General features: G+C 40.2%; 25 protein-coding genes and 1 riboswitch. Of the genes, 1 reads left to right on the top strand and 24 read right to left on the bottom strand.

What is annotated here, in order from left to right; all coding sequences use genetic code 11:
* Positions 1–58: 58 nt before the first annotated feature.
* Positions 59–295 (top strand): hypothetical protein, encoded by a 237-nt coding sequence (locus tag MKX82_RS02560; RefSeq protein WP_233316303.1) that lies wholly within the window; start codon positions 59–61, stop codon positions 293–295.
* Positions 296–316: 21 nt separating this feature from the next.
* Here MKX82_RS02560 and MKX82_RS02555 read toward each other — a convergent pair whose 3' ends face one another.
* The 24 genes from MKX82_RS02555 to MKX82_RS02440 form a co-directional block, all read right to left on the bottom strand.
* Positions 317–868: an RNA polymerase sigma factor gene (locus MKX82_RS02555; RefSeq protein ID WP_237940672.1), complete on the bottom strand. Its 552-nt coding sequence runs from the start codon at positions 866–868 to the stop codon at positions 317–319.
* A 98-nt stretch (positions 869–966) separates the two neighbouring features.
* Positions 967–2295 carry a polysaccharide biosynthesis protein gene (locus MKX82_RS02550; RefSeq protein WP_233316301.1) on the bottom strand — a complete coding sequence of 443 codons (1329 nt, stop codon included), beginning with the start codon at positions 2293–2295 and terminating at the stop codon, positions 967–969.
* Between the two features lie 195 nt (positions 2296–2490).
* Positions 2491–3123 (bottom strand): response regulator, encoded by a 633-nt coding sequence (locus MKX82_RS02545; protein WP_237940670.1) that lies wholly within the window; start codon positions 3121–3123, stop codon positions 2491–2493.
* Positions 3120–4166, bottom strand: a complete 1047-nt coding sequence (locus MKX82_RS02540; RefSeq protein ID WP_233316299.1) for a sensor histidine kinase — start codon at positions 4164–4166, stop codon at positions 3120–3122. Before MKX82_RS02540 ends, MKX82_RS02545 begins: the two co-directional genes overlap by 4 nt.
* On the bottom strand, positions 4163–4900 hold the full coding sequence (liaF, locus tag MKX82_RS02535; RefSeq protein WP_233316298.1) for a cell wall-active antibiotics response protein LiaF: 738 nt from the start codon (positions 4898–4900) through the stop codon (positions 4163–4165). The genes MKX82_RS02540 and liaF overlap by 4 nt, the downstream gene beginning before the upstream one ends.
* A gap of 130 nt (positions 4901–5030) precedes the next feature.
* On the bottom strand, positions 5031–5678 hold the full coding sequence (locus MKX82_RS02530) for a PspA/IM30 family protein (protein WP_233316297.1): 648 nt from the start codon (positions 5676–5678) through the stop codon (positions 5031–5033).
* Between the two features lie 21 nt (positions 5679–5699).
* Positions 5700–6071 carry a lmo0954 family membrane protein gene (locus tag MKX82_RS02525; protein ID WP_311315973.1) on the bottom strand — a complete coding sequence of 124 codons (372 nt, stop codon included), beginning with the start codon at positions 6069–6071 and terminating at the stop codon, positions 5700–5702.
* Between the two features lie 149 nt (positions 6072–6220).
* Positions 6221–7225, bottom strand: coding sequence for a ThiF family adenylyltransferase (locus MKX82_RS02520; RefSeq protein WP_233316296.1), 1005 nt, complete (start codon positions 7223–7225; stop codon positions 6221–6223).
* A complete protein-coding gene (locus tag MKX82_RS02515) occupies positions 7222–7989 on the bottom strand; it encodes a thiazole synthase (RefSeq protein ID WP_233316295.1) in 768 nt (255 codons plus the stop codon). The genes MKX82_RS02520 and MKX82_RS02515 overlap by 4 nt, the downstream gene beginning before the upstream one ends.
* Before the next feature lie 5 nt (positions 7990–7994).
* Positions 7995–8198 carry a sulfur carrier protein ThiS gene (gene thiS / locus MKX82_RS02510; RefSeq protein ID WP_233316294.1) on the bottom strand — a complete coding sequence of 68 codons (204 nt, stop codon included), beginning with the start codon at positions 8196–8198 and terminating at the stop codon, positions 7995–7997.
* 3 nt (positions 8199–8201) lie between these two features.
* Positions 8202–9323: a glycine oxidase ThiO gene (gene thiO / locus MKX82_RS02505; protein WP_341074832.1), complete on the bottom strand. Its 1122-nt coding sequence runs from the start codon at positions 9321–9323 to the stop codon at positions 8202–8204.
* The gene (locus MKX82_RS02500; RefSeq protein ID WP_233316292.1) at positions 9304–9918 is read right to left on the bottom strand and encodes a thiamine phosphate synthase; all 615 of its coding nucleotides are present in this window, start codon (positions 9916–9918) and stop codon (positions 9304–9306) included. The genes thiO and MKX82_RS02500 overlap by 20 nt, the downstream gene beginning before the upstream one ends.
* A 144-nt stretch (positions 9919–10062) precedes the next feature.
* Positions 10063–10172: riboswitch (TPP riboswitch) on the bottom strand.
* Between the two features lie 94 nt (positions 10173–10266).
* A complete protein-coding gene (locus MKX82_RS02495; RefSeq protein ID WP_237940666.1) occupies positions 10267–11463 on the bottom strand; it encodes a Ger(x)C family spore germination protein in 1197 nt (398 codons plus the stop codon).
* A complete protein-coding gene (locus MKX82_RS02490; protein ID WP_341074829.1) occupies positions 11460–13058 on the bottom strand; it encodes a spore germination protein in 1599 nt (532 codons plus the stop codon). Before MKX82_RS02490 ends, MKX82_RS02495 begins: the two co-directional genes overlap by 4 nt.
* Entirely contained in the window at positions 13055–14173 is a 1119-nt protein-coding gene (locus MKX82_RS02485; protein WP_341074828.1) for a GerAB/ArcD/ProY family transporter, read from the bottom strand. The genes MKX82_RS02490 and MKX82_RS02485 overlap by 4 nt, the downstream gene beginning before the upstream one ends.
* A 39-nt stretch (positions 14174–14212) precedes the next feature.
* Positions 14213–15337 (bottom strand): GerAB/ArcD/ProY family transporter, encoded by a 1125-nt coding sequence (locus MKX82_RS02480; RefSeq protein WP_233316288.1) that lies wholly within the window; start codon positions 15335–15337, stop codon positions 14213–14215.
* A gap of 37 nt (positions 15338–15374) precedes the next feature.
* Positions 15375–15611 (bottom strand): hypothetical protein, encoded by a 237-nt coding sequence (locus tag MKX82_RS02475; RefSeq protein ID WP_233316287.1) that lies wholly within the window; start codon positions 15609–15611, stop codon positions 15375–15377.
* A gap of 130 nt (positions 15612–15741) precedes the next feature.
* Entirely contained in the window at positions 15742–16881 is a 1140-nt protein-coding gene (locus MKX82_RS02470; RefSeq protein WP_233316286.1) for a DEAD/DEAH box helicase, read from the bottom strand.
* A 205-nt stretch (positions 16882–17086) separates the two neighbouring features.
* Positions 17087–17785: a GTP pyrophosphokinase gene (locus MKX82_RS02465; RefSeq protein WP_233316285.1), complete on the bottom strand. Its 699-nt coding sequence runs from the start codon at positions 17783–17785 to the stop codon at positions 17087–17089.
* A 191-nt stretch (positions 17786–17976) separates the two neighbouring features.
* Positions 17977–19827, bottom strand: a complete 1851-nt coding sequence (locus MKX82_RS02460; RefSeq protein WP_445738823.1) for an ABC transporter ATP-binding protein — start codon at positions 19825–19827, stop codon at positions 17977–17979.
* Positions 19820–21550 (bottom strand): ABC transporter ATP-binding protein, encoded by a 1731-nt coding sequence (locus MKX82_RS02455; RefSeq protein ID WP_341074823.1) that lies wholly within the window; start codon positions 21548–21550, stop codon positions 19820–19822. Before MKX82_RS02455 ends, MKX82_RS02460 begins: the two co-directional genes overlap by 8 nt.
* Before the next feature lie 219 nt (positions 21551–21769).
* On the bottom strand, positions 21770–23392 hold the full coding sequence (locus MKX82_RS02450) for an ABC transporter substrate-binding protein (protein WP_233316282.1): 1623 nt from the start codon (positions 23390–23392) through the stop codon (positions 21770–21772).
* A 48-nt stretch (positions 23393–23440) separates the two neighbouring features.
* Positions 23441–24367, bottom strand: coding sequence for an oligopeptide ABC transporter permease (gene opp4C / locus MKX82_RS02445; protein ID WP_233316281.1), 927 nt, complete (start codon positions 24365–24367; stop codon positions 23441–23443).
* 16 nt (positions 24368–24383) lie between these two features.
* A complete protein-coding gene (locus MKX82_RS02440; protein WP_233316280.1) occupies positions 24384–25334 on the bottom strand; it encodes an ABC transporter permease in 951 nt (316 codons plus the stop codon).
* Between the last annotated feature and the right edge of the window lie 6 nt (positions 25335–25340).

Here is a 25340-nt window from a genome sequence, read left to right as displayed (position 1 = left end):
CTCTTGGGTAAATAAAGACTAGTAAAAATTTTGGACAAACTTATCGGAGGGATGAATAATGAAAACGATGCGTACATTAGCTGTTGTTGGTGCAGGAGTTGGGAGTTACCTTCTTTTTACCTCAAAAGGGAAAGAAATGATGCAGCGAGTCACTCAGAAGTTTAACTCCAAACAGGACGAGCCACTTATGGTAAAAACCGGCAATCCTGATCCGCAAGATATTGGGGATAACAATATGGTCAGTGAAGGTGCCATGTATTCGGTTAACTATTATAACAAGCAGCGGGAAGATTAAAGATAAAAAAAGGTTTCCATACTAAATGGAAACCAGTTTATTTACTTTAGGACGAAGCTGTTCTTTTGCCCTTTTCATTCGTGTTTTCACAGTTGAAAGGGGCGTTTTTGTTTTGTCGCTAATTTCAAGCAGTGTATTGTTATGATAATAGAATAATAGAAGTGGCTCCTTATACATTGGCGGCAGCTCTTCTAATGTATCAATCATTTCCTCATGTGCACATTTATTCATAATTGTATCCTCTGGCGGCAGGGAAACAGAAGTATCCCTTACGTATGTATATACGGTCTCCTCCCAGAACTTCTTCGATGTCTTTTCTTTTCTCCAATAATCACGGCATTTATTTATTGCTATTTTGTACAGCCAGCTTTTTGCTTTGCTGTAATCTTCGAAGGAAGAAAACGACAGATAAGAGGATATGAGTACTTCCTGGTAAATGTCTTCAGCTAGTTCTTTATGTTTGACCAATGAAAAAATATAGGCATATATAGCATTTCCATGTTCTTTAATTATTTCTTCATAACAGGTTTCTTTACAATCACCTGAATATTTATTGTTTAGGGGTTTCATCATTGTCCTCCTTCCCCTAGGACGCTTTCCTATACAATAAACGAAACGGCATCCTTCAACCCCTACACTTTTTTCAAAAAAATTTTTTTAAAAAGAAATTTTTATTGATGTACTTGTTTACCTGGTGAAAGCCAAATCGAAAAGCCGATTTTTTTGCAAATGGTCAAATAATGGAGCAGGGCTAATATAACTGCACCTAAATTCATGCCGATTGCTATTCCTCCCATCTGCAAATGGCTTAACGAGCCAAGATAATAGATGGCGGTATACGAAAACACTGTAGCCCATATAGAGTGGAAAACGGCATCCTTTAAAAGGCCTAACCCAATCAGGAATGCCTGCATTGGAATCGTAAAATAATGGAGGAAGAAATACGGCCACAGTAACTGTACAATCGAAGCTGCTTGTGATGAGTGAAAGAATTTCATTGTCAGCGGTTCTGCATAGAAGTAGAAGATGCTTACAGCAACGGATCCGTACCCAAGAGTTATCAGCATCACCTGTTTAAGCAAATTCTGCAAATGCAAGTAGTCTCTGTCTGCATAAGCCTTTGAAACGGTCGGAATCAGCATGGTCATAAAGGAATGAGCAATGAATGCCGGAAAGAAACCGATAGTTAACGCAATTCCTGCAAGCATCCCAAACTGCTCTGTTGCATTGGCAGCGGTAATTCCAGATGACACTAATGCCCCTTTTATTAGAAACGGCTGGACAGCATGGGACAATGCATGAAAAATCCGCAGACCTGTTGTTGGAATAGATACACTTAATAGGTCCTTCCAAATAGCCTTGCCGCCCATGTTCTCATTGTTTCCTTTTCTAATGCGCTGATATTGGACAAAGAACATATGAAGCAAATATAAAAAGACAACTAAGTCACTGCCTACAATCGTACAAAAAGCGATTAGGACAGAGGTCTCCAAATCAAAAGAAAAGCATTGGAACAAGAAGACGAGCATTCCCAGCTGAACAATTTTACGCAAGAAATTAGATGCAGCAATCTTCCCCATCTGCTGTTTCCCCATAAAAAATCCTCTTGCAATCGAAGTAAAGGAGATTATCGGCAGCAGCAACAGCACAAGCCATCTTAATATTGGATGATAGTCTTTGAAAATAGGAATAAATGGGATAACAAAACCAGCAATAACAGTCAGTACAATCGTAAAGATGATTGTCCATTTTATCACCTGCTGAAGCATGCTGTGATGATAGACTGAGTCTTTCTCTGCAATAAATTTAGAGATAGAGACTGGCAGCTCAAAGCTTGCAAGCAGAACAATAAGAAAAATCGTCGGCAGGATAGTCATAAAAAGCCCCAGTCCTTGTTCCCCCAGTTCTCTTGCCATTACCATATTGATTAAAAATTCAATGCATTCGCCAAAAAACGCCGTAACAATCAGTAGGAACGTACCTTTATAAAATGAACTCATGGACCTCTCCTTACAATAAAAATGGATTATTTTTATTTGCTTTTCTTTCATCATATGAGACAAGTTATAAAAATATATTTACAAGTTTTAAAGTTTATTATTAATCAAACGTTTGTTTAAAAGACCTAAACACCGACTTTAACACCTTTTATCCGAATAAAACAAAAAATCCGCAAGGTTTCCCTCGCGGATTTTTTATTCAACTAGCCTGTACTTAAAGGCATAAATGACGGCTTGTGTTCTATCCTGTACTTGAAGCTTGCTTAAAATATTGCTCACATGGGTCTTAACTGTTTTGATAGCAATGAACAATGCATCTGCTATTTCCTGGTTGCTTTTTCCTTCGGCCATGAGCAGCAGTATTTCCATCTCTCTTGCTGTTAGTTCGTCATGAAGTAAGCTTTGCGGCTTCTCCCGCATCTTCATCATCATCTTATCAGTGACTTCCGGCTCGAGGACAATTTGTCCTTTGAAGGTGGAGCGGACGGCATCTGCTATTTCACTTGCCTTCGATGTTTTCAGCATATAGCTGGTCGCTCCTGCCTGCAATGCTGGATATACCTTCTCATCATCCAAAAAGCTTGTAACTATAATGATCTTCGCCTCCGGCCACGCTTCGATAATGTGTTTTGTTGCTTCAATCCCGTCCATTTCCTTCATGACTAAATCCATTAAGATGATGTCAGGGCGTAATTCTAAAGCCATATCTATGGCCGTTCTTCCATTGTCAGCTTCACCGACAACCTCAATGTCCGCTTGTGCTGATAAGTAAGAGGAAACGCCTATCCGGACCATCTCGTGATCGTCGACAAACAGAACTCTTATCATCCTTTCTCCTCCTCATCTAAAATCATCGGCACTTTCACCTCAAGCCGTGTCCCTTGCTGCTGCAAGCTGATTATTTTCAGCTGGCCGCCGATTTCAGCTGCCCGCTCATGCATATTTTGCAGACCATAAGAACCTGTTTTGCTCTCTTCCACATCAAATCCGATGCCGTCATCCATAACCCTTAAGATGACGTACTCTTCTCTATGTAGCAGCTGCACATCGAGCTTGCTTGCTTTAGCATGCCTGAGTGTATTTGAGACAGATTCCTGCAGAATTCGGAATAAATGGTCTTCTATACCTTTATCCAATATAAATTCCTCGAGCTTCCACGTAATTTGCATTTCCACTTTTTGCAAAAGCTCTGATAATAACTCCATTATGCCCTCTTTTAAGGTTTTATCCTTTAATGCCGCAGGTCTTAAGTGCAGCAGCAGTGCCCGCATTTCCAGCTGCGACTGGTGAATGGTCTCTTCAACAAGCTTTAGCTGCTTTGTTTCAACAGGATCACCATCAGGCTGTCTTCTTTCGTTGATAGCAGATAAGAGCATGGAGGCAGCGAAAAGCTGCTGACTCACAGAATCATGAAGCTCTCTGGCAAGGCGGTTCCGTTCATCAGCAATGACAGCTTGAACTCTTGTATGCTGATTCTCAGCCTGCTCTGTGACAAGCTTCTGCGATAGTTTAATTTGCTCCTTCAGCTTGTTTTGCACACTTGTTATTTTGGTCCCTAAAGAATGTATTTCTTCATAAAAGCCTGAGCTTTCCCGGTCCAGCTCCTTATTCTTTTCCCCGCTGTGAATCATACCATCAAGAGCATTAAACTGCTTTCTCCATGAGTAACCGCTCAACACTCCAAAAAAGAGCCCAATCGCCACATCTGCACTAACGACGAACAAGACAAAAGGAATATCAAGAACCTGTTTATCCCAAATATCACTCCAGCTGTCCGGCGGAAACACGAGCAAAAAGACAGCAGAAGTGAAAATCAGCAAAATTAATGCAATGCTTATTCCCCATATAATTTGCCGTTGTATGATGCTCATATTCTTTTCACCTCTAAATTTCCGACTAAAAAAGAGGTGATGATCTTCACTCTTGTTTCCGCTTGGTCATAGGCAGCGCTGCTTCTGATTACATTCAGATTGAAGGCATTCCCTTCATTTACTTCATCGAAGATAGAGGCAGAGCCTAACAGGACGGAGTGGTTGATGCTGACCTCCAAATCATATGGTATATATATTTTGACATTGCCGACAAGATTCCGGATGGAGATGACTGTTTCCCCTTGCGGCAGTACCGTATAGCTCAAATCAATAATCGTATCACTTGCACCTGTTTGAATATTGATATCCTTCCACTCATAAACATGATCAGGAGTTTCATTCCGATGGAACAGCCTGTTGCGAAACATCGGCTCCTTTTTAATGATTATATCCTCTCCGTCCCCTTCTTTCTTTTCCTTAATAATTGGTTTGATTACCTCTTTATTGTTTTTGTTCTGGATAAACTGCACAAACCAATAAAAAAGGAGACTGAATAACAGGAACTTCACCGTAAACATATTGAGCACACTAATCAGCAGCACGAGCAATCCAGCCCAAAACATCAACTTTCCTGTTTTCCCCTTTAATCCCCGTTTTCCGTAATACATCAGACCGATGGAAATCAGAAAGGAAAAGATTAATCCTGGATGCAAAACGAAAATTTCCAATAGAAGCAGGAACCCGGCAACAACTACAAACCAGCCAGCAAAATCCTTCTTAATTCTTTCAAACAATGAAAGCTCCTCCTTCCTTTCCCTTCATGGTGGCTACGCCCTTCCGGCTATAGATATAATTACATTCCCGTCTTATCTATACTCGGAAAGGCGTATAAAAAACCTACGCCTTTTAAGAATATCATTTTTTTCAAGATGTGAAAGTTTCATCTTTCTTTTCCTCTAGCTTTTTTTCTAGGATTGCGATTTTTTCATCAATTGTATGCTGGTAATAATTGTTCGTAATCTTCTTATCTAAGCCTTCAATATATGTTTCCAGTTCATCGAATCTTGTTGGTTGACCTTCTTTTCCTTGTTCATTTGTAACTTTATCAATTGTATAGGAAGCTCTTGTCATGTTTTCCTTGCCCATCAGTTCAAGGCGGCGAATATTCATATCCTTTAGCTTATGCTTCATCAAGGCGTATTTTGCCTCAAGCTCACTTGTCTGCTGGTCTGTGATTTTCAGTGATTCCATCAAGCGGACAATTCTTTCTTCATAATGATGCTGCTCTGTTTGAGCAAAGGCAAACAGCTCTTCTTCCCCTGCTTTTGATGCGATTTCTGCTTGATTTTTACGTTTTGCTGCTAGCTCCTCAGCCTCTTTAAGCTCCTTTGTGAACGCTTCTTTCAATACATATTGGCGCTTTACAAGCCCTTTTACCTTTTCTGTCTCTTTTTCACATTCTTTTAAATATTGATTGAGCAGAGCAAGAGGGTTCTTGTTCTCTTTTTTATCCAGCACTTCATTGATATCTGCCATTACTGCATTTTTGATTCTTTCTAATAGTTTTGCCATAATTATTTTCCTCTTTTCTGTTTAGTTTTTGTTAAGTTCAGACCATTGCTTCTCAAAATTCTGGAACGGATCATCAGAGGTATTGATTTTTTCTGTGACACTCGGCTTTTTCCACTTTTTAATTACTAAAAACAGGATGTACGCTGCAGCTAAACCAAGTATTGCAGGAAGATTACTTGCAGTGATACAGAGTAATATGATGCCTAATGCTCCCCATCCTATCTTCGCTCCTGTATGCCCTGCCTTTAAAAATTGCTTGAACACAAGGTACAGCAATGCTCCGCTTATAATCAGCCCAACTAGAGGACCTAACTGTGACAGAAGGATAATTGCCGCTGTCGCCCCGATAAGAACTAAACCTACTTTTTTCATTTCATCAATCTCTCCTTTCATTTCATACTCCTATCATAGCTTTCAGCACGTTTTTTCATAACGTGCTTCCGCTTGATTTCTCTCTAAGACTTGAGGCTTAGTGGATGCTCAGCTTTCTGGCGGCATAAAAAAAAGACCTTCTCTTCAAAAGGTCTTTAGGCTGGCATTAATCATCCAACGAGTCTGCTGTAAATGGCTCTTGCCCTTGAGCGCTCATCAGTGCCATGGATAATGGCACGTCCGTCTTTAAATAGGACAACCCTGTGCTTTTCAAACTCACAAGCGAGTAAATAGGGATTAACAATCATATGTTCAACAACATGCTGAATGCTTTTAGCAAGGGCATCCAAATCAAAGCTTTGTGAAACTCCCGGCCGGATTTGAATGGCATCCCTGCCGCATAATATATCTGTTTTCGTTTGATTACCTGTGTCCAAATAGGAGAATAACCTTTGGCTACATGCGGGACAATGAGGGTCTTTCAGTTTATCGGCATGAATCTCTGCCTTTTGCATACTCCAAATATCATAGGATACGAGTATCGGTTCGACTGCCTTGCCTGAGAGAACCCTCAGCGCGTATGCAGCCTGAAAAGCTGCGACAAGCTGGACAATAGGACTGATAATTCCAGCACTGTCACATGTTTCTGTTTGTGCTGGGAGCTGCTCGATAATACAGTGCAAGCACGGTGACTCACCAGGAATGACAGGGTAGGTCAGCCCATAGCTGCCGACACAGGCACCGAATATATATGGTATATTCATTTTTACAGCAGCATCATTGATGATAAGTCTTGTTTCAAAATTATCCATTCCATCGATAATAATGGAAGCTCCCTTAATCATTTCTTCTATATTCTTGCCTGTTATGTCCTCAACCCGGCAATCAATCTGCACATCACTGTTTACCTGTTCTAGTCTCCGTTTTGCAGCAATTGCCTTTGGCAGCTTTAATGCTGCATCTTCCTCTGTGTAAAGCTGTTGTCTTTGTAAATTGCTCCATTCCACATAATCTCTATCGATGATTGTCAGCTTTTTAACGCCTGCTCTTGTCAGCATCTCTGCTGTCGATGAACCGAGTGCCCCCACACCTAAAATAACGGCATGACTTTCCTGCAATCTCTTTTGACTCGATTCCCCAATAAACAGCTCTTGCTTTTTATATTTGCCAATCATGAGGTCACCAGTCCGCTTGCCGGGCTGCTCGCTTCTCCATATTTCTTCATCGCCATTCTCCCCGCTTCAAAGCCTAGTCTTCCTGCCTCAATCGCCAGGCTCATGGCTCTTGCCATCTTCACAGGATCTTCTGCATTGGAAACTGCCGTATTAAGTAGCACTCCGTCTGCCCCAAGCTCCATGGCAAATGCTGCATCCTTTGGAGAACCAACGCCAGCATCGACAATTACAGGGATTTTTGATTGCTCGATAATCAGACTGATATTTAGCGGATTAATTATCCCTCTGCCTGAGCCGATTGGTGCCGCACCTGGCATGACAGCATGGACTCCCAATTCCTCAAGGCGCTTAGCGAGCACCACATCATCAGAAGTGTAAGGCAAAACAGTAAATCCTAATTCAAGCAGCTTCTCTGAAGCCTTCAATGTTTCAACAGGATCTGGCAGCAGTGTTTTGCTGCAGCCGATTATTTCTACTTTCACCATGTCACAAAGACCTGAAGCTTTTGCAAGCTTCGCAATTCGTACTGCTTCTTCTGCATTTTTTGCTCCAGCCGTATTCGGCAACAAGGCATATTTCGTCAAATCCAATTTCTCCAGGAAGTTAGGCTGAGATTCTTCAAACACATTCATTCTTCTGAGTGCAAATGTTAATATTTCTGCACCGGATACTGCTACTGCTTCCTTTTGGATATCATATGATGGATATTTACCTGTTCCTAGCAATAATCTTGACTGAAATGTACGGTTACCTATTTTCATCATTTATTTCATCCTCCTCCGACAAAATGAATAAGCTCTAAAATATCCTTCTCTGTAAGTGCTGTAGATTGATAGGTTTCTTTCTTAATAATTTCTCTGTTTAATTCAGCTATAACCATTCGATCCTGCAAACCATACCAAACTAGTAAATCTTGCAATGTTCCTATATCATCAGGAACATCTATGCTTTTCCCATTTAGCTGTATATTCATTTCTTACACCCTCTCCATTGGGGAATGCTCTGCTCTGTCGATTCTGAATGCCTTCAGCCAAAGCTCATTCACCTTTCTTCCCATTATTAAATCTGTTATCATCATCCCTGTTGCTGGTGCCATTAAGATGCCGTTTCTCTGGTGGCCAGCAGCAAAGTATAACCCTGTGGTTTCAGGATGCTCACCGATAAAAGGTCTTTTGTCGAAGGATTGCGGCCTTAACCCTGCCCAAAACCTGCTTGGGCGCATTAATGCAAGCTCTGGCATCATTTTCCGTGCCTTCTCCATGATTTCCTGTATGCCGCCAAAGCTCGGCAACTCATTCCAATCATTCCATTTCTGTGTTGCACCTATTACTAGCTGATTATTATTTCTTGGCACAATATAGCTCTTTTCATGAAATAAAGTTTTGCTCAAAGGCAATCGGTCATTGATAACAGAGAGGCACTCGCCTTTAACAGGAACTAAGGCATTTTCAAGTCCAAATTTAGCAAAAAACTTATTTGTCCATACTCCAGAGGCAATGATTACTTTTTCCGCATAGAAATCACCTTTCGTAGTTTTTATAAGATACTCACTGCCAAATCGCTCCACTTCAAGCACAATCGTATGTTCAAAGATTTGTGCACCTAGCTGATAGGCACCTTTGCTGAATCCTTTACAAGCAGATATCGGCGTGACATGGACATCGTCTTTCATATATACAGCACCGAAGATGTCTTGGCTAACATGCTTCTCTATTTCCCAAACTTCCTCTGCAGACAGCCATGAAACAGAAGGTAAGTGAAGAACAGAATTAAATTTTTTCTTTTCCTCCTCTGAATAGACTAGATTAAGAATCCCTCCCTTTTTCAATTCAATATCAATCCCGCAAGTCTCTTTTAACTGCAGCGACAACTGGTTATACAAATTGTGGCTGTCTGCGACAAATGGATACAGTTCTTTAAATTCCTCCCATTCAGAATGGGCACCCAGCATTCCTGCTGCAGCGCTTGTTGTTTTCCCGCCAATCTCATTTGCCTCGAATACGGCAGTCTGAATGTTTTCACTGGATAGATGATAAGCAATTGCACTGCCGATAATGCCGCCGCCAATAACAGCAGCTTCAAATTTTCGTGTTTGCATACTCTTTGCACCTTTCTTGATACTTTTTTGCGGCGAGCTTTGGACTTCCTGCAGCAAAAATCCCTGACATAACGCAAATCCCATCAGCACCGCATTCATACAGCCCAGCCACTTTGTCCTCACTTATCCCGCCGATTGCATATACAGGAAGCTTGACTGCCTGCTTGATTTCTTGCAATGTCTTTATTCCATTAGGAGGCATCCCCTTTTTACTGTCCGTTTCATAGCAATGTCCATAAATAATATAATCTGCCCCTTCCTTTTCTGCTTCTAGTGCTGCCTTAAGGCTATGTACTGATTTCCCGGCGAGCTGGCATGCTGTCCTTCGGCGCGTCCTTTCAATCAGAAACCCCTTTTCGGGGAGATGAACATGAAGCATATTGGCTAAAAGCAGGATTTCTTCCCTTCCATTGATAACTATTTTTCGTTTATCTGCCCCTCCTGCCAAAAGCTGTTTACAAAGACAATATATCTCCAGCATCGATTTAGACTTTTCTCTTATATGAATAAAATCAACATAATCATGAATCTCCAGTATTTTAGTGCATGTTTCCTCTACTGAATAAGCATCATTTGTTATGGCAATAAGCTTCATTTCACCAATAACCACCTTTACCTATGAAATTACTCAACTTTAATTGGTAGCCATCCCTCCAATCCTCCCTTTTTCCAATAAAAAAAGCCACTTTATCCCATAGGAAAGTGGCTTTTGATTGTATGAACAGTAAAAAGTACATAACAAAACAATCTTCCACTTTCCTACGCAGGTACGAACCTGTTCAGGTTATGAGGGTTTAAAAGTAGCTACTTTATTCTCAGCCCTTATCAAGGGATCCCCTAGTGATGATTTCTCATTTAATTTTCGTTTGTACATACAGAATATCATATCTATTTCATATTTCAAGCAATTATATTAAATTTTGGGAATCATTATTATTTTTCGTTATTTCTCTACTTCGTCAAGGAAACTGTCTGACCTGATTCCTGTCCTTCTTAAGATGAACTCAAAGTCCACATTTACTTTGGCCTCTGAAAAGTATTTGTTCCAGTCGTCCTTTATCTTTGCAAACTGGTCATTATGCTGCCTTCTCATCATTTCTCCGAATCCAAATATATCCAGACCATATTCATTTTGCATTTTTTCGACTGTGCTTTTAATTTTTTCTGATGCATCTTTACTGACAAGGTCTTCATACTTTTGAAAGGTCTCTATTTTATCCAATGCTTTAAAGCATTGTGTGCCTTCAATATAGCCTTCTGCTTTAATATTGATGTTGAATTCAGGTATTACTCCATCCATTTTCGTCTGGACATCTGTTGTTGAGTGGATAATTCTCACAGCACTATATTCATCATCCCCGCATTGTACTGTCAAGGTTGTATTTTGAAATTTATTTGTTATCCATAAATACACTCGAGTGTCCTCTATTGGCAAAAAGCCGACTAGCTTCTTTTTGTCAAAAACCGCAAGGGAATCAACTAGTACGATTGCTTCTGGTGTAACATTATTCATATTTTCAACAGTTGCTCCAACTTTCTTGTCTCCTTGTACAACTACTGCATTTAAAATTGCTTCCTTCCCTTCTAAAGTGATGTCATTGATAAAGTCATTTATTCTCATATCCGGATCTCCGCCCCAGTCTTGGAACATGTTTTCAAGCTGTGTCGACAACTTCAGAGAAGAGGATTTCCGGTAGAGATTTGTCACCTTTAACACATCGGACGCTTTCGTGTCCTTTGCAATTAGAATTTTGAAGTCATCACGAAGCTCCCTGTTTCTTTCTAAATAATCAATAAAATCAATCATCCCAGTCCTTGCTACATCTTCTCCAATAACGAGGAGCTTCATATGAGAAAAAACAAGGTATTGAGCATAATACTGGCTGAATTGATGACTGATTTCCGATAAGGTTTCTCCTTCAATCGTTTCTACTAATGCAGGAGCATTGCCTCCGCTCGTCCGTGAATTCAATTCTGCTGCATTTAATGCCTCTACCGTCACTTTATATTTGCCGTCATCTCCTCTATCAACCGCCATCCCTGAAACGAGTTTAATTTCTGACAGTTCCTTCCGATCCCAGCAGCCACTCAAAAGGAAAACAATCATAATGGAGATAAGCAGTTTTCCATAAAGCTTCAATCCCCGCTTCCTCCTTTCGTCTGTTTAGGAGGAGATGGTGAACCTTGCGGCTTTTGCTTATCTGTGCTGCTAGGACTTAAATAGGCAGGCCGCTTATTTTGAAACCAGATTGGCGTGCGAATAAATATATCCTTTTGATCCTCGACAATAAACGGTGCAACTGGCGCCAAGTACGGCACACCAAAGGAACGGAGCGAGCTAAGGTGGGCAACCATAAATATCAGCACAAGTAATACTCCATACAATCCGAGTATCGATGCAACAATAATAAGCACGAACCGTATCAACCGGGAGGCATTCGCAAAGCTGTAATTCGGAAAGACAAAGTTAGCAATCGCTGTGATCGCTACAATAATTACCATGATATTAGAAATGATTCCAGCTTCTGCTGCAGCTTGCCCGATTACCAACGCTCCAACGATGGATACTGTCTGACCTACTGCCCTTGGCATGCGGACACCGGCCTCACGGAGAATTTCAAAGGTTATCTCCATAATAAATACTTCAATAACTGCCGGGAACGGCACACCCTCCCGCTGGGCAATTACGCTTAACAGCAAAGTTGTCGGCAAAAGCTCTGGGTGGAAGGTTAATACTCCTACATAGGCAGAAGGCATCAGCAAACCAATCATAAACGACAGGTACCGGATCATCCTGATAAAGCTGGACATGAAATAATTCTGGTAATTATCCTCAGATGAAATAAAGAAATCTGTCAGTACGGCAGGCACCAGCAAAATAAACGGTGTCCCGTCGGTTATGATGGCGATTTTTCCATCCAAAAGCGCTGAGCAGACTGAATCCGGCCGCTCTGTATTCAAAGCCAGAGGAAAGACAGTCGCCGATTTATCCTGAATGAGCTCTTCTATGTTCGCAGATTCAAAAACAGCGGAAATATTAATATCTTTTATTCGTTTCCGCACCTCTTCTAATATCTTTTCATTCACAACCCCTTTTATGGAGCCGACATACACACTCGTTCTCGTTTCATTTCCTACCTTGAACTTCTCAAACTGGAGATTATGGTTTTTTATCCTTTTCCGAATTAAATTAATGTTGGTTGATATGTCCTCAACAAACGCATCCTTTGGACCTCTTACAACTGTTTGTGTAGTCGGCTCCGAAACGGTTCTTCCTTCACTGTTGATGAAGCTGATAGTGAGTGCAGCCGGTATACCTTTTATAACAACTGCAATTCTTCCCTCAAGAATTGTCTCTGTCATTTCACTGATTGTGTTAATAAGTTTATAGCCTGACACACCAAAAGCTTTTTTACCAAATGCTCGCAATTCTTCTTCACTCGTAATCTTAAAATCCTGTTCAACAGGACTTTCCAAAGTTTGTCCAAGCATATCCTTGAGAAAGTCGGTATTGATGACCGTGTCTAAATAAAAAATAATCGCTTCTGACTTACCTACTAATACATCATCTGCCTTTAAATCTGCTGTATTGCCAAAAATCCTTTTAATCTCGTCCTTCACGGTTTCAAAGCTGATTTCTTTCATTTCAATTTCTTCCGCTTTTGTCGGTTTCGTATTAGAAGGTATTTGTTTTTTGCTGTTGATGGAAAGCAGTTTTTTCAAGAACTTCTTCATGCTTTTGCCTCCTTGCCTGAGCCTCGGTCTTTCCTCCACTTTTTAAACAGTAATGTGGCCAGCACTAAAATTGGAAACCCATATTCCAATGGCAGATGTAAGATAAATATATCCACATAAAGACCCTCTTTTATATGGTCTGCAAAGTCATTACTAATAAAAACAGCGAAGATCGAGACGATGCAGGCAACTGGGATAGAAAAAAACCGGTATGGCTTATTAAATACATACTCTAATCCTTTGAGACCGCCATAAATAAAGACAGAGCTCTTAATTAAAATTCCGAGCATGATAATGAAGACGACTAATGCATCAATCCGTTCAATAAATTCACCAATACTCACAAGCCTCGCTGCACTAAGCAGAGGAAAATTCGAACGAAGAGCGATGTTTTCCCCTAAAGATGTAACGATTAAAAACACAGACAGAAGCAGCAGGAAACTAGCAATGGCAACACCCATAAGGCTTACTTTCCTGCTGTACTTGAAGTTCGTCACATCTGCAAGGACCACTGTGAATGCAATCAGCTCCCCAAAGGGAAAAACAGAGATAGAGGGAATGATTGCTTTCAGGATTGGCATAAAACCGGTTGAAGCAACTGGCTGAAGATTGTCCAGCTCAATATTTCCGCTCCCATACAAGAAAATAAACAACAAGAGCATGAAGGCAAATGTATATGGTGTAAAGATTTCAGAGGTTCGTCCCAACACTTCAATCCCCATATAGAGGATATAACCTATGACAAGGACAGGGAGAACTACTGTAACTTCAATGGGCGTTAACGGAAGAATCGCTGCTGAAATCAGCTCTCCAAAATCTCTAATTACCCGGCATGCTATATACAGAAAGTAGCAAATGTATACGAGAGACATAACGACTGCTACAGGTCTGGAAAAGCAAATTTCCATTATTTCAAAGAGGTTTTTTCCAGGCTGCAAAGACAGTAAAAAATAATAAGCAGACATGATGAGGATTCCGATAAAAAAGCCTGCAATTACGACCATCCATGCATCCCGCTTCGCCTCTAACCCTACTCCGACTACAATAGCGCTGCCGAGCAGGAAATTTATAACTAATGTGATTAATTGGCTTAATGAAATATTTTCCTTTAGCATACGCTCAACACCTTATGGATTATTGCACAGCAAGTTACTTTACATATTCCTTTCCTTCATCTGTTTGCCATTGTTTTTCCCTCTCCATTTTTTAAAGAGCAGGATAACTAATAACAATGCAGGCAGCCCAAACTGCAGTGGTACATGCAGCAAGAAAGGATTGGAAAGCAGTCCTTCGTTAATATGATCGGAATAGCCTTTTGCAATAAAAATCGAGAATAGTGAAATTAAACATGAAACGGGAATTGCAAAAAAGCGAAATGGAATCGAAAATACATACTCTAGTCCCTTCAATCCTCCATATATGTAAATAGAGCTTTTCACTAATGTCCCTAGCACCATTGTAAAAACAACGATTGCATCAACCCGCTGAATGAATTCCCCAATAGAGATAAGACGGGCAGCGCTCAACAGCGGGAAATTAGAACGAAGAGCAATATTTTGACCTAACGCCAGAATAATCAGCATAGATGATGCTATCAGCAAAAGGCTGGAAATAATCATGCTGGACATTACGACTTTGGCGCTCTGATCTAATCTGGATACACTCGGAAGGATGAATGTTAAAATAAGCAGCTGGCCATATGGACGTACGAGTTCATAAGGAAAAATCACCTTCCATAAAGGGCTGAATCCTTCTCCTAAAACAGGTTTGACATTTGTCATATCCAGGTTTTTCCCCGAATATAAAAACACAATTAATAGGACCATAAAAATAATCGCATATGGTGTGAATATCTCAGATGTCCTTGCCAGCACCTCAATCCCTAAATAGAGCACATAACCTATCACAAGTAGCAGTGTAAAAGTACTGAATTCAATGGGAGTGGTCGGCAGTACCGTCGCAGATATCAATTCTCCAAAGTCTCTTATAATCCGGCAAGCATAGTACAAGAAATAAATGATGTACACGAAGCTAATACATATTGCTATCGGTCTTTTAAAGCAGTACTCAAACATCTCATACAAATTTTTCCCAGGAAGCAGTGAGCTTAAATATAAATAAAACATAGTGATGAAAATCCCAAAGCCAAATGCAATAAAGAGAGCAATCCATGCATCCTCTTTTGCGTCTAATGCAAGTCCGAAAACAATGGAGCTGCCAATTTGAAAATTGAATACTAATGCTGCTAATTGGCTTAAAGAAATGTTCTCTTTGAGCATTGGACTCCACTTCCTTTAGTTTTTAACATAAATAGTTTCAAGCATTGGTTTTGTTTCCCTGCAGCTTCTTTTTCAGCCTCCTGAAATCAACCACTACAGACCAGATAAAGCCAAAGCCTGCTGTTAAGACAATAGTGATTGCTCCTGCTCCAACTTCAGCCTTATATATGTTCATAAAGCAATTCTTTAGGCTGTCATGAAATACGAACATATCTAAAATCAGGGTAAGGCTTCCCATCATGCCAATCAGCAATAAATAAACAAATGTAACCATATTAATTCACCTGCAAAATATTATTCTTGTCTTATCTTGTGAAAATTCTCCAATATTATGTAGTAAAAATTTGCAGGCATAAAAATAAAAAAATGCCGCTAATTTTTTAGCGGCATTTGAGTTGATTATTTTATTGTACGTCTGTAATTTCACCTTGATAAAATACTTTGCGTTTGAGGGGAAGTTTTAATTCTTTCAGCATTTGCTTCAATTCCCGTTCTTCTCTTTCTGTTACAAGGCTGATGACTGTACCTTCTTTACCGAATCGTCCTGTTCGGCCGGAACGGTGAATATATTGGGTCTTATCTTTTGCAAAATCAAAATGCACAACATGGGTTATATTTTGGATATCTAGCCCGCGTGCTGCAACATCTGTTGCCAGCAGCATACTCGTTTTGCCAGACCGGAACAGTCTTGTATATTTTTGCCTGTCCATCTTGTTAAGATCACTATGGAGCTTGCTCGTTTTAATTTCCTTGAAGGCTAATTTTTCATGAAGCACATCTAAATTTCCAATGTCCTTAATAAAAACAAGCACCTTTGCATTTTCAAGACGAGAGATTTTCTCCATCAGTTTAATTTTGTCTCGATGCTCTGCCTGAAAATATATATGCTGCACATCTGCTGCTTCAATAGTAGTATCCTTTTTAACTCGAATAACTGCTGGATCTAAAAGCAGTTCCTTGCCAAGCGCTTCTGTTCTGTCTGTCAACGTTGCTGAGAACATTACAACCTGTCTTTCCTCTTTCTGTGTCGCTTTAATGATTTGGCGTACATATTCAATATGCTCTGGAACGAGAAGCTGATCAGCCTCATCAAGGACAATTGTTCTTACTTCATGCATTTTTAGCTTCTTTTGCTTAATAAGCTCCAAAGCCCTTCCAGGTGTGCAAATAGCAAGATGAGGATTTTTCTTCAGCTTTTCTAATTGCCTTTTTACATTAGCTCCGCCAATGAACGATGCAGATCTCACACCGCTGTTCTCTCCCCATTTTTGAACCTCAGCCAGAATTTGCATAACCAACTCCTGAGAAGAGGCCAATATTACTGCCTGCATAGCCTTGGATTCTGCGTTAATCTTATTTAATACCGGCAGCAAGTATGCCAATGTTTTTCCCGTACCTGTTGGCGATTCAGCGATGATGTCCTTGCCATCTAAAATCTCCGGAATAGCCTTGTCTTGAATAGTTGTTGGTTTTTGAAAACCTTGTTTAGCCCAGTTTTCTTCTATAAATGGTTTCATCTTATTTAAAAGGGTTTGGTTACTCATTTTATTCTCCTTTTTCATTGCAGCTGCTGCTTTTTACTGTTCCTTTTTGTTATAAGGATTATGTTTATTAGAACATCTAAAGGTTCAAATACAAAAGCATCTCCTTATTATAAATTATTCTCGTAAAAATAGATATGCAATCATCGAAACAGCAGTTTAAGAAAAAAAGAAAGTCTGCTGAGAAATGCAGACTTTCTTTTTTAATTTAGACGAGGGTTTGAGCATCTCCAACTGTTTGGTAAATATCAACTCTATCTTTAATCTTTTTCATTTTAACGTCGAGTTCATGGGCCGCATCTGCTGCTTCTTTCAGTTCTGCAAGCAAATGGTTTGGTATGCCTTTATCAAATTTATAATAAATTTTATGCTCAAGGCTTGCCCAGAAGTCCATAGCTATTGTTCTTATTTGTACCTCTACATATACTTCTTCCATTCCATTGCTCAAAAACACAGGAATTTTAACAATTAAATGGAGACTTTTATAACCATTTGGTTTTGGGTTCTCAATATAATCTTTTACTTCTACGATTTTTATATCACTTTGTTTTTTCAGCATTTCATAAATGTCATAAATATCAGAGATGAAAGAGCAGGTAATTCGTACACCAGCTATATCGTGAATATGCTCTTTCGCATTTTCAACTGTAATGTCGAGACCTTTGCGGTTAAGTTTTACCATAATCCCGCGCGGATCCTTAATTCGTGATTTAATATGTTCAATCGGATTGTGATTGTGGATAAATTGAAATTCTTCATTTAATATTTTCAGTTTTGTATTAACTTCCTCTAAAGCAAAGCGATAGACGATTAAATTGTTTTTCCACTCTATCAGTTCATTTGAAAGGTCGTCTAAGCTCCAATCGTTTAGAGAAAGCAGTGATTCGTTGTTGTTAGAGCGATCCATAAATCAATAAGTCTCCTTTGGTTTTCTATAAACCTTTTCTGCATTGACTCCAATATTCTTCAAAAGTTCGATAATCTGATCGATTGTTTTCATTTCAACCATTCACCTCTTCGAAATGTTAAGGGTGACAGGCACCTGTCTTTATTATAGAGAAAAATGACCGGTCAGTCAATTCCCCTTTTCTTGGTATTTTAAAGACCTTCAGCTCCATTTTCGCCAGAATTTGTCTGAAACTGGTTCTGGTTCAGTCGATAATAAAAGCCTTTTTTTAGCAATAACTCATCATGCGACCCTTTTTCAATGATCTCACCATTATTAAGCACTAGTATACAATCGGCATGCTTTATTGTGTTCAATCGATGAGCAACAACAAAGGAGGTTTTCTCCTTCATCAGCACCTGCAGCGCTTCTTGAATTTTCAATTCAGTTATTGTATCAATACTGCTCGTTGCCTCATCAAGTATAAGTATTTTAGGGTCAGCAAGGATTGCTCTAGCAATTGACAACAGCTGTTTTTGTCCTTGGCTGATGCTGTTCCCATCTGCTGCCAAAACCGTGTCGTATCCGTCCGGCAGACTATTGATAAAGCTGTGGGCATTTGCAAGCATGGCTGCTTCCTCTATCTCTTTATCGGTTGCATCCAGCCTTCCATAACGAATATTTTCTCTAATTGTCCCTGAAAATAAATAAGCATCCTGGAGAACAAAGCCCATATGGGAGCGTAGGCTCTCTCGTTTAATAGTGGTAAGGTCATAGCCATCGAGTTTGACTGTACCTTCTGTGGCATCATAAAATCGCGACAGAAGGTTAATGACCGTCGTTTTTCCTGCTCCAGTAGGACCGACAAGGGCAATCGTTTCACCTTGTTTAGCATGGAAAGAAACACCATTCAAAATGCCTTTATCTTCTTCATAAGCAAAAGACACATTTGAAAAAACAACATCACCCTTTACAGCTTCAAGAGAAAAGGCTGTGTTTTCATCCTTCTCCTCTTTCTGTTCATCAAGCACTTCAAATACTCTTTCCGCCCCAGCTATTGCAGATAATAATGTGTTGAACTGATTGGAAAGATCATTCAGAGGGCGGGTGAACTGCCGTGAGTATTCAACAAATATGACGATAACTCCGATAGAAATGTTTCCTGTTTTTAAAATGATTAGTCCGCCGACACCGACAATCAGTGCAAAACTGATATTATTGAGCATGTTCATCAGCTTTGGAATAAAGCCAGAATAAACTTGGGCCCAATAGCTAACATTTTTTAAGTTTTCACTTTTATCAACAAGGTCACTAATCATCCTGTCTTCTAGGGAAAAGGTTTTAACAATTCGCTGGCCTGAAATGGATTCCTCAATAAAACCGTTTAGATTCCCTAATTTATTCTGCTGTTCCTTAAAGAGCACTCCTGTTCTTGCCGTTATCCATTTCATCCCAAAATACATAACAGGTATTATCGTTAAACTCAGTACGGTGAGGAGAGGACTGAGCCAGAGCATGATGGAGACCGTTCCAATCAGTGTTAGAATACTCGAAAATATTTGGATAACAGAGCTGTTGAGTGTGGAGCTGACATTCTCAATATCATTTGTCACCCTGCTCATCAGCTCTCCATGCTGTCTTTTATCAAAATAGGCAATCGGCAGCTGGTGAAACTGCGCAAAAAGGTCAGTGCGAAGTCTGTACACCGTTGACTGGGATATGCCAATCATCCAATAGTTCTGCAAAAATAGGCTGGCAGAATAAAAGAAGTAGATGACCCCGAGTATAAGCAGCATCGTGCCAAGCCCGGTAAATTCTTTGTTTACAATATATTGATCGATTGATTTACCGACAAGATAAGGTCCTAATAAACCTAACAAGCAGCTTGCGGCTACAAGAAACAGCACAACAAAGAGTAGGCCTTTCTGGACAGCCATGTACTGCCATAAACGATACAGGGTTCTGCTCATGTTTCGGGGTTTTGTCATCGCCTTTTTCTTTGTAGCCTTCCTACCTATTTCCGGCTTAGGATACAAAAAAGCATCGGTCAGGGTCTTAAACATGACTAGCCTCCTCCTTCCCTAACTGTGACTCAACTATTTGCTGGTAAAGTTTGTTTTCTTTCAACAGCTGTTCATGATGGGCATAGGCAAGAATTTTCCCTTCCTCCATCAGAAGAATTCGATTTGCCTTTCGTGCTGTTGAAATTTTTTGAGTAATTAAAAGTACAGTCGCATTATATGTGGAGATTGCCTGAAGCAGCTCTTTTTCTGTCTGCAAATCTAACGCACTTGTGCTGTCGTCCAAAAGCAATATTTTAGGATTTCTTACGAGTGCCCTTGCAATAGACAGTCTTTGCCTTTGTCCGCCAGACAAATTAATGCCTTTTTGGCCAATTCTTGTCTCATATTTCTTCGGCAGCTTCATAATTGTCTCGTGTATTTGTGCATCTTTAGCCGCCTTTACTATCATCTCATCAGAAGCAAAAGGGTTTCCCCACATGATATTTTCCTTTATTGTTCCTGTAAACAATAAGGAAACTTGCGGCACATAGCCAATCTGCTTTCTCAAGGAATCAAGATCATAATCAGTGATATCTGTGTCATCCATATAAACAGCACCCTTAGTCGGTTCAAAGAGTCTTGGTATTAACTGAAATAATGATGTTTTTCCTGCTCCGGTAATTCCCATGACAGCAATGACCTCATTGGGCTGTACAGTGAAGCTGATTTTCTCCAGTACATTTACTTTTGTATTCGGATAAGCAAAGGCAATATCTCGGAATGTTAATTTTCCGGTAATTTTCTTTTGCTGCTGAGAAGGATTCGCTTTATCATTGTCCTTTTCTTCCATCTCAAAAACCTCCTGCAGCCTGTCAGCTGATGCCTTACAGCGGGAAATCACCATTATGAGCATTGTGATGACAGATAGAGAAGAGGTAATTCTTAATGAGTAGTTGATAATGGCAACAACATCCCCCACCTGTGTCTCACCAGCAGCTATTTGGCCTGATCCCAGCCAAAGGATGGCAATTATACAGAGATTCATGATAAACAGCAAGAGCGGAACAGTGATTTCCATTACACGCAACGCTTTTTCTGTGCTTTGTTTTAAATCATCACTGGCAACAGTAAACCGATCGTTCTCAAATCGCTTTCGAGTATATGCCTTTATCAGCTTAACGGCGGTTAAGTTTTCAAGCATTACATTGTTCACGAAATCTAATTTACTCTGTACTTTCTTAAACAGCCTCCCGCCTTTGCGGATTACCCATATAAACATCAGGATGATAACAGGAATAGTCACTGCAAGTATTAAAGCAAGCCTGGCGTTGACAGCAAAGGACATGATGATTCCGCCGACTATTAATAAGGGAGAACGGAGAAGGAAACGCAAGCTCATAAAAATCATATTTTGCAGCTGTGTAATATCGTTTATCAGCCTTGTTATTAAGGAAGAACTGGAAAACTTGCTGCTGTTGGCAAATGTAAAGTATTGAATGATTGAATAGAGCTCTTTGCGGAGGCTGTAGCCGAAGTTCTGGCTGACATGGGCTGAATAAAATGTGTTGATAATTCCTGCTGCAAAGGCAAGCAGGGAAATACCGACAAGAATGCTTCCCCAAAAAATAACAGTGTCCGTATTTTGATGTGCCAATCCATCATCGATAATCTTTGCCATAATAAGAGGCTGGACAAGCTCTACTGCAAGTTCTGTCAGCATCAGAACTAATGCAACAGCGATGCTGACTTGATATGTCCGAAGTCTTTTGAATATTTTTGCCATGTTTCTCCTCCCGCCTTTTGTATAAACAATGTAACCGTTTTTAAATTCTTTAGGAAAACTAAATATTGCTATTATCATACCTCTTTTCCCCAAAATAGAAAACATAAGTTTATACCTATCTCAGCACTTTTTTAGGCAGGAGCAGCTCCGCTAAGTTTACGGTAAAAAGGCTGTAGAATTATTCTACAGCCCCCGCCTTAAATTTAAATTAATTTTTTATTATTCTGCTCCTGTCAGTGACCATTTATACATCTCATTATGGAAGCCAAATACTTTCGGTTCTCCGACAGCAACATCTTTTGATACTGCTCCAAAATCAAAATCGGAATAAAGGGTGAAGACTGGCAATTCCTCGCTCCAGATTGCCTGAAGCTGATTGTAAATTTCTTTACGCTTTTCTGTATCAGGCTCTTGTTTTCCTGCTAGAAGCAGCTTATCAACTTCAGGGTTGCTGTAGTTAGTATAGTTGCTTGTAGCGCCGCTACCATAAACAGTAGTCACATCAGGATCGATTGTATTCGTGAATCCCATAAGCAGCAAATCAAATTCGCCTGCTTTTGCTTTTGACATAATTGTCGGGAAATCATAAGTTGTTGTATTGAGTTTCAAGCCGATTGCCTCTAAGTTTTGGGCAATGATATCAGCAGACTGCTCACGAACTTTATTGCCAATCGGTACAACAAAATCAATTGTTTTGTTGAAATCCCATCCAGCTTCCTCTAACAATTGTTTTGCCTTTTCTGGGTCATATGTGTATGTTGCTAAATCCTTATCCAAGTAAGGGCTAATTGATGTATATGGTCCATCAACAATCTCTCCTTCACCCTTCAACAGCTGATCAACTATTTTCTCCCTGTCAATCGCATAAGCAATTGCTTGGCGGACTTTTTGATCAGTAATTTTTTCTGTGTTGAACATCATATTTTGATAGCCATATGTTTTATCTGTTTTTGTTGTTACATTTTCAAAGCCCTTCACTGTATCGAAATCCTGTACAGCAATCTTGCCGATACCGCCGGCAGCATTCATATTAATCTCACCTGTTTGAAGCTGTGCAACAAGGTTTGCTGCAGGCATAATCTTAACGAACATTTTATCAAGCTCTACTTCACCTAAATAGTAGTTGTCATTCTTTTCATACTCCACATATTGGTCCTTCGCATATTTTACGAATTTAAACGGCCCATTTGTTACTGTCGGTTTTTGCATGAAAGGATCCTTCTGCAAGTCTTCTGGAGCTACATCTTTTAAAACATGCTCTGGAAGAATCATAAATTTAGAGCCAAGCTGTTCTTTAACCATGTTTGGATCTACTGGTGTTTTTGTCTTAAATTGGATTGTTTTATCATCAACAATTGTTAAGGAAGGAATTTCTGTAACACCATCTGGGAACTTGCCGTTTTCGGTCAATCCGTCAATGATTGTCAAATATGTGCCGATTGCTGTTTCTGTTTTAGGGTTTGCCACAAGATTCATCGTGAACGCAACATCATTTGCTGTTACTGGCGTTCCGTCAGACCATTCTGCTTTATCATTCAGCTTAATGGTGAATGTTTGATTGTCTTCTGTTTCAAATGAATCTGCAAGCTTAGGAGTGAATTCCAGCGGCCCAGTCATTTCTAAAAACGTATCAAACATGAATTTTTCAAGCCATGAAGCAGCAATATCAGATGAGTTAATAGGGTTGAAGCTGACTGGAGCATTTACTAGTCCGATATACATCGTGTTGTCTTTGGAGCCCCCTGCATTCGTGCCGCTGTTTGCTGCACCTGAACATGCTGACAATAAAAGCAGGACTGCAATCGCAATTAAGCCTAATCCTTTTCTGAATACATTCTTCATCTGTTTTCCCCCATTTATCTTTAGACTGTGAATATATATTCCCATCACTTACTTCAGGCTTTTTGGGTCCATTGCATCTCGCAGTCCGTCGCCCATAAAGTTAATGGAAAGCACGGAAAGCAAAATCATAATGCCCGGTGGAATCCAAAGCCATGGCTGTGATGCCAATACCGTTATTGATTGTGCTTCTGTCAGCATATTCCCCCAGCTCGCTGTAGGTGGCTGAACACCCATGCCGAGAAAGCTTAAAGAAGCTTCCATAATAATTGCCGAAGCAATCCCGAAGGTTGCATTTACTAAAATTGGGGCAATACAGTTTGGCAAGATATGCTGAAAAACAATTTTTGGTGTAGAAAAACCTAGAGCAACACCTGCCTTCACATAGTCCATCTCCTTAATGGAAAGGACGCTCCCCCTAACAAGCCGTGCAATCGACGGCCAACCAAGCAAGCCTAAAACCAGAATAACATTAATGAGCTTTGGCCCCATGATGCTTACCAAAACTAGAATGACCATCAAATAAGGGAACGACATGAAGACATCTGTAATACGCATAATGACCATATCTACCCATTTTCCAAAGTATCCAGCTATCGCACCTAAAATAGTACCGATGGCTACATAGATAACAACAGCACCGACGCCTACTGAAAGAGAAACTCTGGCAGCATATATCAATCGGCTAAATAAATCTCTGCCTACTTCATCTGTCCCAAGAATATGTTCAGCGCTTGGTGCCGCAGCGAATTCCCCTTCAACAGCATAAGGATTATGCGGGGCAATCAGCGGAGCAAATATTGCTAAAAGCACAATGAAACTGAAAATGATTAAACCGACAACAGCCAGCTTATGTTTAAAAAATCGTTTCGTAATTAGCTTTAGATAGCTTTCTTCATTGCCAAGCTCCTCTTTGACTGCAACTGGCAGCTGATTGATTGGCAGCTCTGTATCGAGCTTTACATTTGGTATACTCATCCTAATTCCTCCCCCCTTAGCTATATTTGATGCGCGGATCGACGACAGAATAAAGAATATCTGTGAGCAGATTGGAGAACAGTACAGCAAAAGCAGCCAGGAAGTTTATCGCCATTAATGTCGGATAATCTCTGGAGCTGATTGACTGGATTGTCAATTGTCCTAACCCGGGCCACTGGAAGATCTGTTCTGTTACAACTGCACCACCTATTAACACTGGTATTTCCATACCTATAATCGTGATTATTGGAATAAGGGCATTTTTCAAAGCGTGTTTATTTGTGACAATGAACTCCTTAAGCCCTTTTGCTCTGGCTGTTCTTAAATAATCCTGTCCCAGCACCTCAAGCATGCTGCTTCGAACGTATCGGACTGTACTGCCTGCTATCCCTGTTCCTAATATGAGTGCCGGCAGCAAGAGGTGAACGAGTGTATCCATAAAGCCTCCGTCACTTCCAAGTGTAAACATTCCACCTGTAGGGAGGACACCTAGCACTAACGCAAACACATAAATCGCTCCGAGTCCTAGAAAAAAGCTTGGGATGGAAACACCTAAAAAGGAAAATGTTGTCGTTAAATAATCAATCCAAGAATACTGTCTTGTCGCACTGAGAATCCCAATCGGAATAGCAATAATATAGGCAATGACAAGTGCTGCCCCCATGAGGAGAAGCGTTGGCCCCACTCTTGTTAAAATAAGATCGAGCACTGGTTCATAGGTTGTATAAGAAAAACCAAAATCTCCGTGAAGCAGATTGCTAAGCCAGCGGAAGTATTGGACATAGATAGGATCATTAAGTCCGAGCGCCTCCTTCTTTGCTTCTGCATCCGCTTCTGTTGCATCTGGATTGAGGTACATGTCAACAGGGTTTCCGGGTGCCATATTAATGATGACAAAGTTAAATACCGTCACCCCAAACAATACTGGAATGGCAATTAATATTCTTCGGATAATGTACTGTAGCATTTATGA

The sequence above is a fragment of the Niallia sp. FSL R7-0271 genome (assembly GCF_038005785.1).
In the GTDB taxonomy this organism is placed as follows: domain Bacteria; phylum Bacillota; class Bacilli; order Bacillales; family Cytobacillaceae; genus Niallia.
The sequence above is the reverse complement of the archived record's forward strand: the minus strand, read 5'-3'. Positions and strand labels throughout refer to the sequence as shown.

Excerpts from the sequence above, each read along its gene's own strand:
- MKX82_RS02500 (WP_233316292.1), bottom strand. The coding sequence starts at position 9,918 with ATGAAGCTTATTGCCATAACAAATGATGCTTATTCAGTAGAGGAAACA.
- MKX82_RS02550 (WP_233316301.1), bottom strand. The coding sequence starts at position 2,295 with ATGAGTTCATTTTATAAAGGTACGTTCCTACTGATTGTTACGGCGTTT.
- MKX82_RS02525 (WP_311315973.1), bottom strand. The coding sequence starts at position 6,071 with ATGAAAGGAGAGATTGATGAAATGAAAAAAGTAGGTTTAGTTCTTATC.
- MKX82_RS02555 (WP_237940672.1), bottom strand. The coding sequence starts at position 868 with ATGATGAAACCCCTAAACAATAAATATTCAGGTGATTGTAAAGAAACC.
- MKX82_RS02465 (WP_233316285.1), bottom strand. The coding sequence starts at position 17,785 with ATGGATCGCTCTAACAACAACGAATCACTGCTTTCTCTAAACGATTGG.
- MKX82_RS02480 (WP_233316288.1), bottom strand. The coding sequence starts at position 15,337 with ATGCTCAAAGAGAACATTTCTTTAAGCCAATTAGCAGCATTAGTATTC.
- MKX82_RS02440 (WP_233316280.1), bottom strand. The coding sequence starts at position 25,334 with ATGCTACAGTACATTATCCGAAGAATATTAATTGCCATTCCAGTATTG.
- thiS (WP_233316294.1), bottom strand. The coding sequence starts at position 8,198 with ATGAATATACAGCTAAATGGGAAAAGCATAGATGTTCCTGATGATATA.
- thiO (WP_341074832.1), bottom strand. The coding sequence starts at position 9,323 with ATGCAAACACGAAAATTTGAAGCTGCTGTTATTGGCGGCGGCATTATC.
- MKX82_RS02455 (WP_341074823.1), bottom strand. The coding sequence starts at position 21,550 with ATGGCAAAAATATTCAAAAGACTTCGGACATATCAAGTCAGCATCGCT.
- MKX82_RS02545 (WP_237940670.1), bottom strand. The coding sequence starts at position 3,123 with ATGATAAGAGTTCTGTTTGTCGACGATCACGAGATGGTCCGGATAGGC.
- MKX82_RS02560 (WP_233316303.1), top strand. The coding sequence starts at position 59 with ATGAAAACGATGCGTACATTAGCTGTTGTTGGTGCAGGAGTTGGGAGT.
- opp4C (WP_233316281.1), bottom strand. The coding sequence starts at position 24,367 with ATGAGTATACCAAATGTAAAGCTCGATACAGAGCTGCCAATCAATCAG.
- MKX82_RS02490 (WP_341074829.1), bottom strand. The coding sequence starts at position 13,058 with ATGAAGAAGTTCTTGAAAAAACTGCTTTCCATCAACAGCAAAAAACAA.
- MKX82_RS02475 (WP_233316287.1), bottom strand. The coding sequence starts at position 15,611 with ATGGTTACATTTGTTTATTTATTGCTGATTGGCATGATGGGAAGCCTT.
- MKX82_RS02470 (WP_233316286.1), bottom strand. The coding sequence starts at position 16,881 with ATGAGTAACCAAACCCTTTTAAATAAGATGAAACCATTTATAGAAGAA.
- MKX82_RS02460 (WP_445738823.1), bottom strand. The coding sequence starts at position 19,827 with ATGTTTAAGACCCTGACCGATGCTTTTTTGTATCCTAAGCCGGAAATA.
- MKX82_RS02520 (WP_233316296.1), bottom strand. The coding sequence starts at position 7,225 with ATGATTGGCAAATATAAAAAGCAAGAGCTGTTTATTGGGGAATCGAGT.
- MKX82_RS02540 (WP_233316299.1), bottom strand. The coding sequence starts at position 4,166 with ATGAGCATCATACAACGGCAAATTATATGGGGAATAAGCATTGCATTA.
- MKX82_RS02530 (WP_233316297.1), bottom strand. The coding sequence starts at position 5,678 with ATGGCAAAACTATTAGAAAGAATCAAAAATGCAGTAATGGCAGATATC.
- MKX82_RS02515 (WP_233316295.1), bottom strand. The coding sequence starts at position 7,989 with ATGATGAAAATAGGTAACCGTACATTTCAGTCAAGATTATTGCTAGGA.
- MKX82_RS02450 (WP_233316282.1), bottom strand. The coding sequence starts at position 23,392 with ATGAAGAATGTATTCAGAAAAGGATTAGGCTTAATTGCGATTGCAGTC.
- MKX82_RS02485 (WP_341074828.1), bottom strand. The coding sequence starts at position 14,173 with ATGCTAAAGGAAAATATTTCATTAAGCCAATTAATCACATTAGTTATA.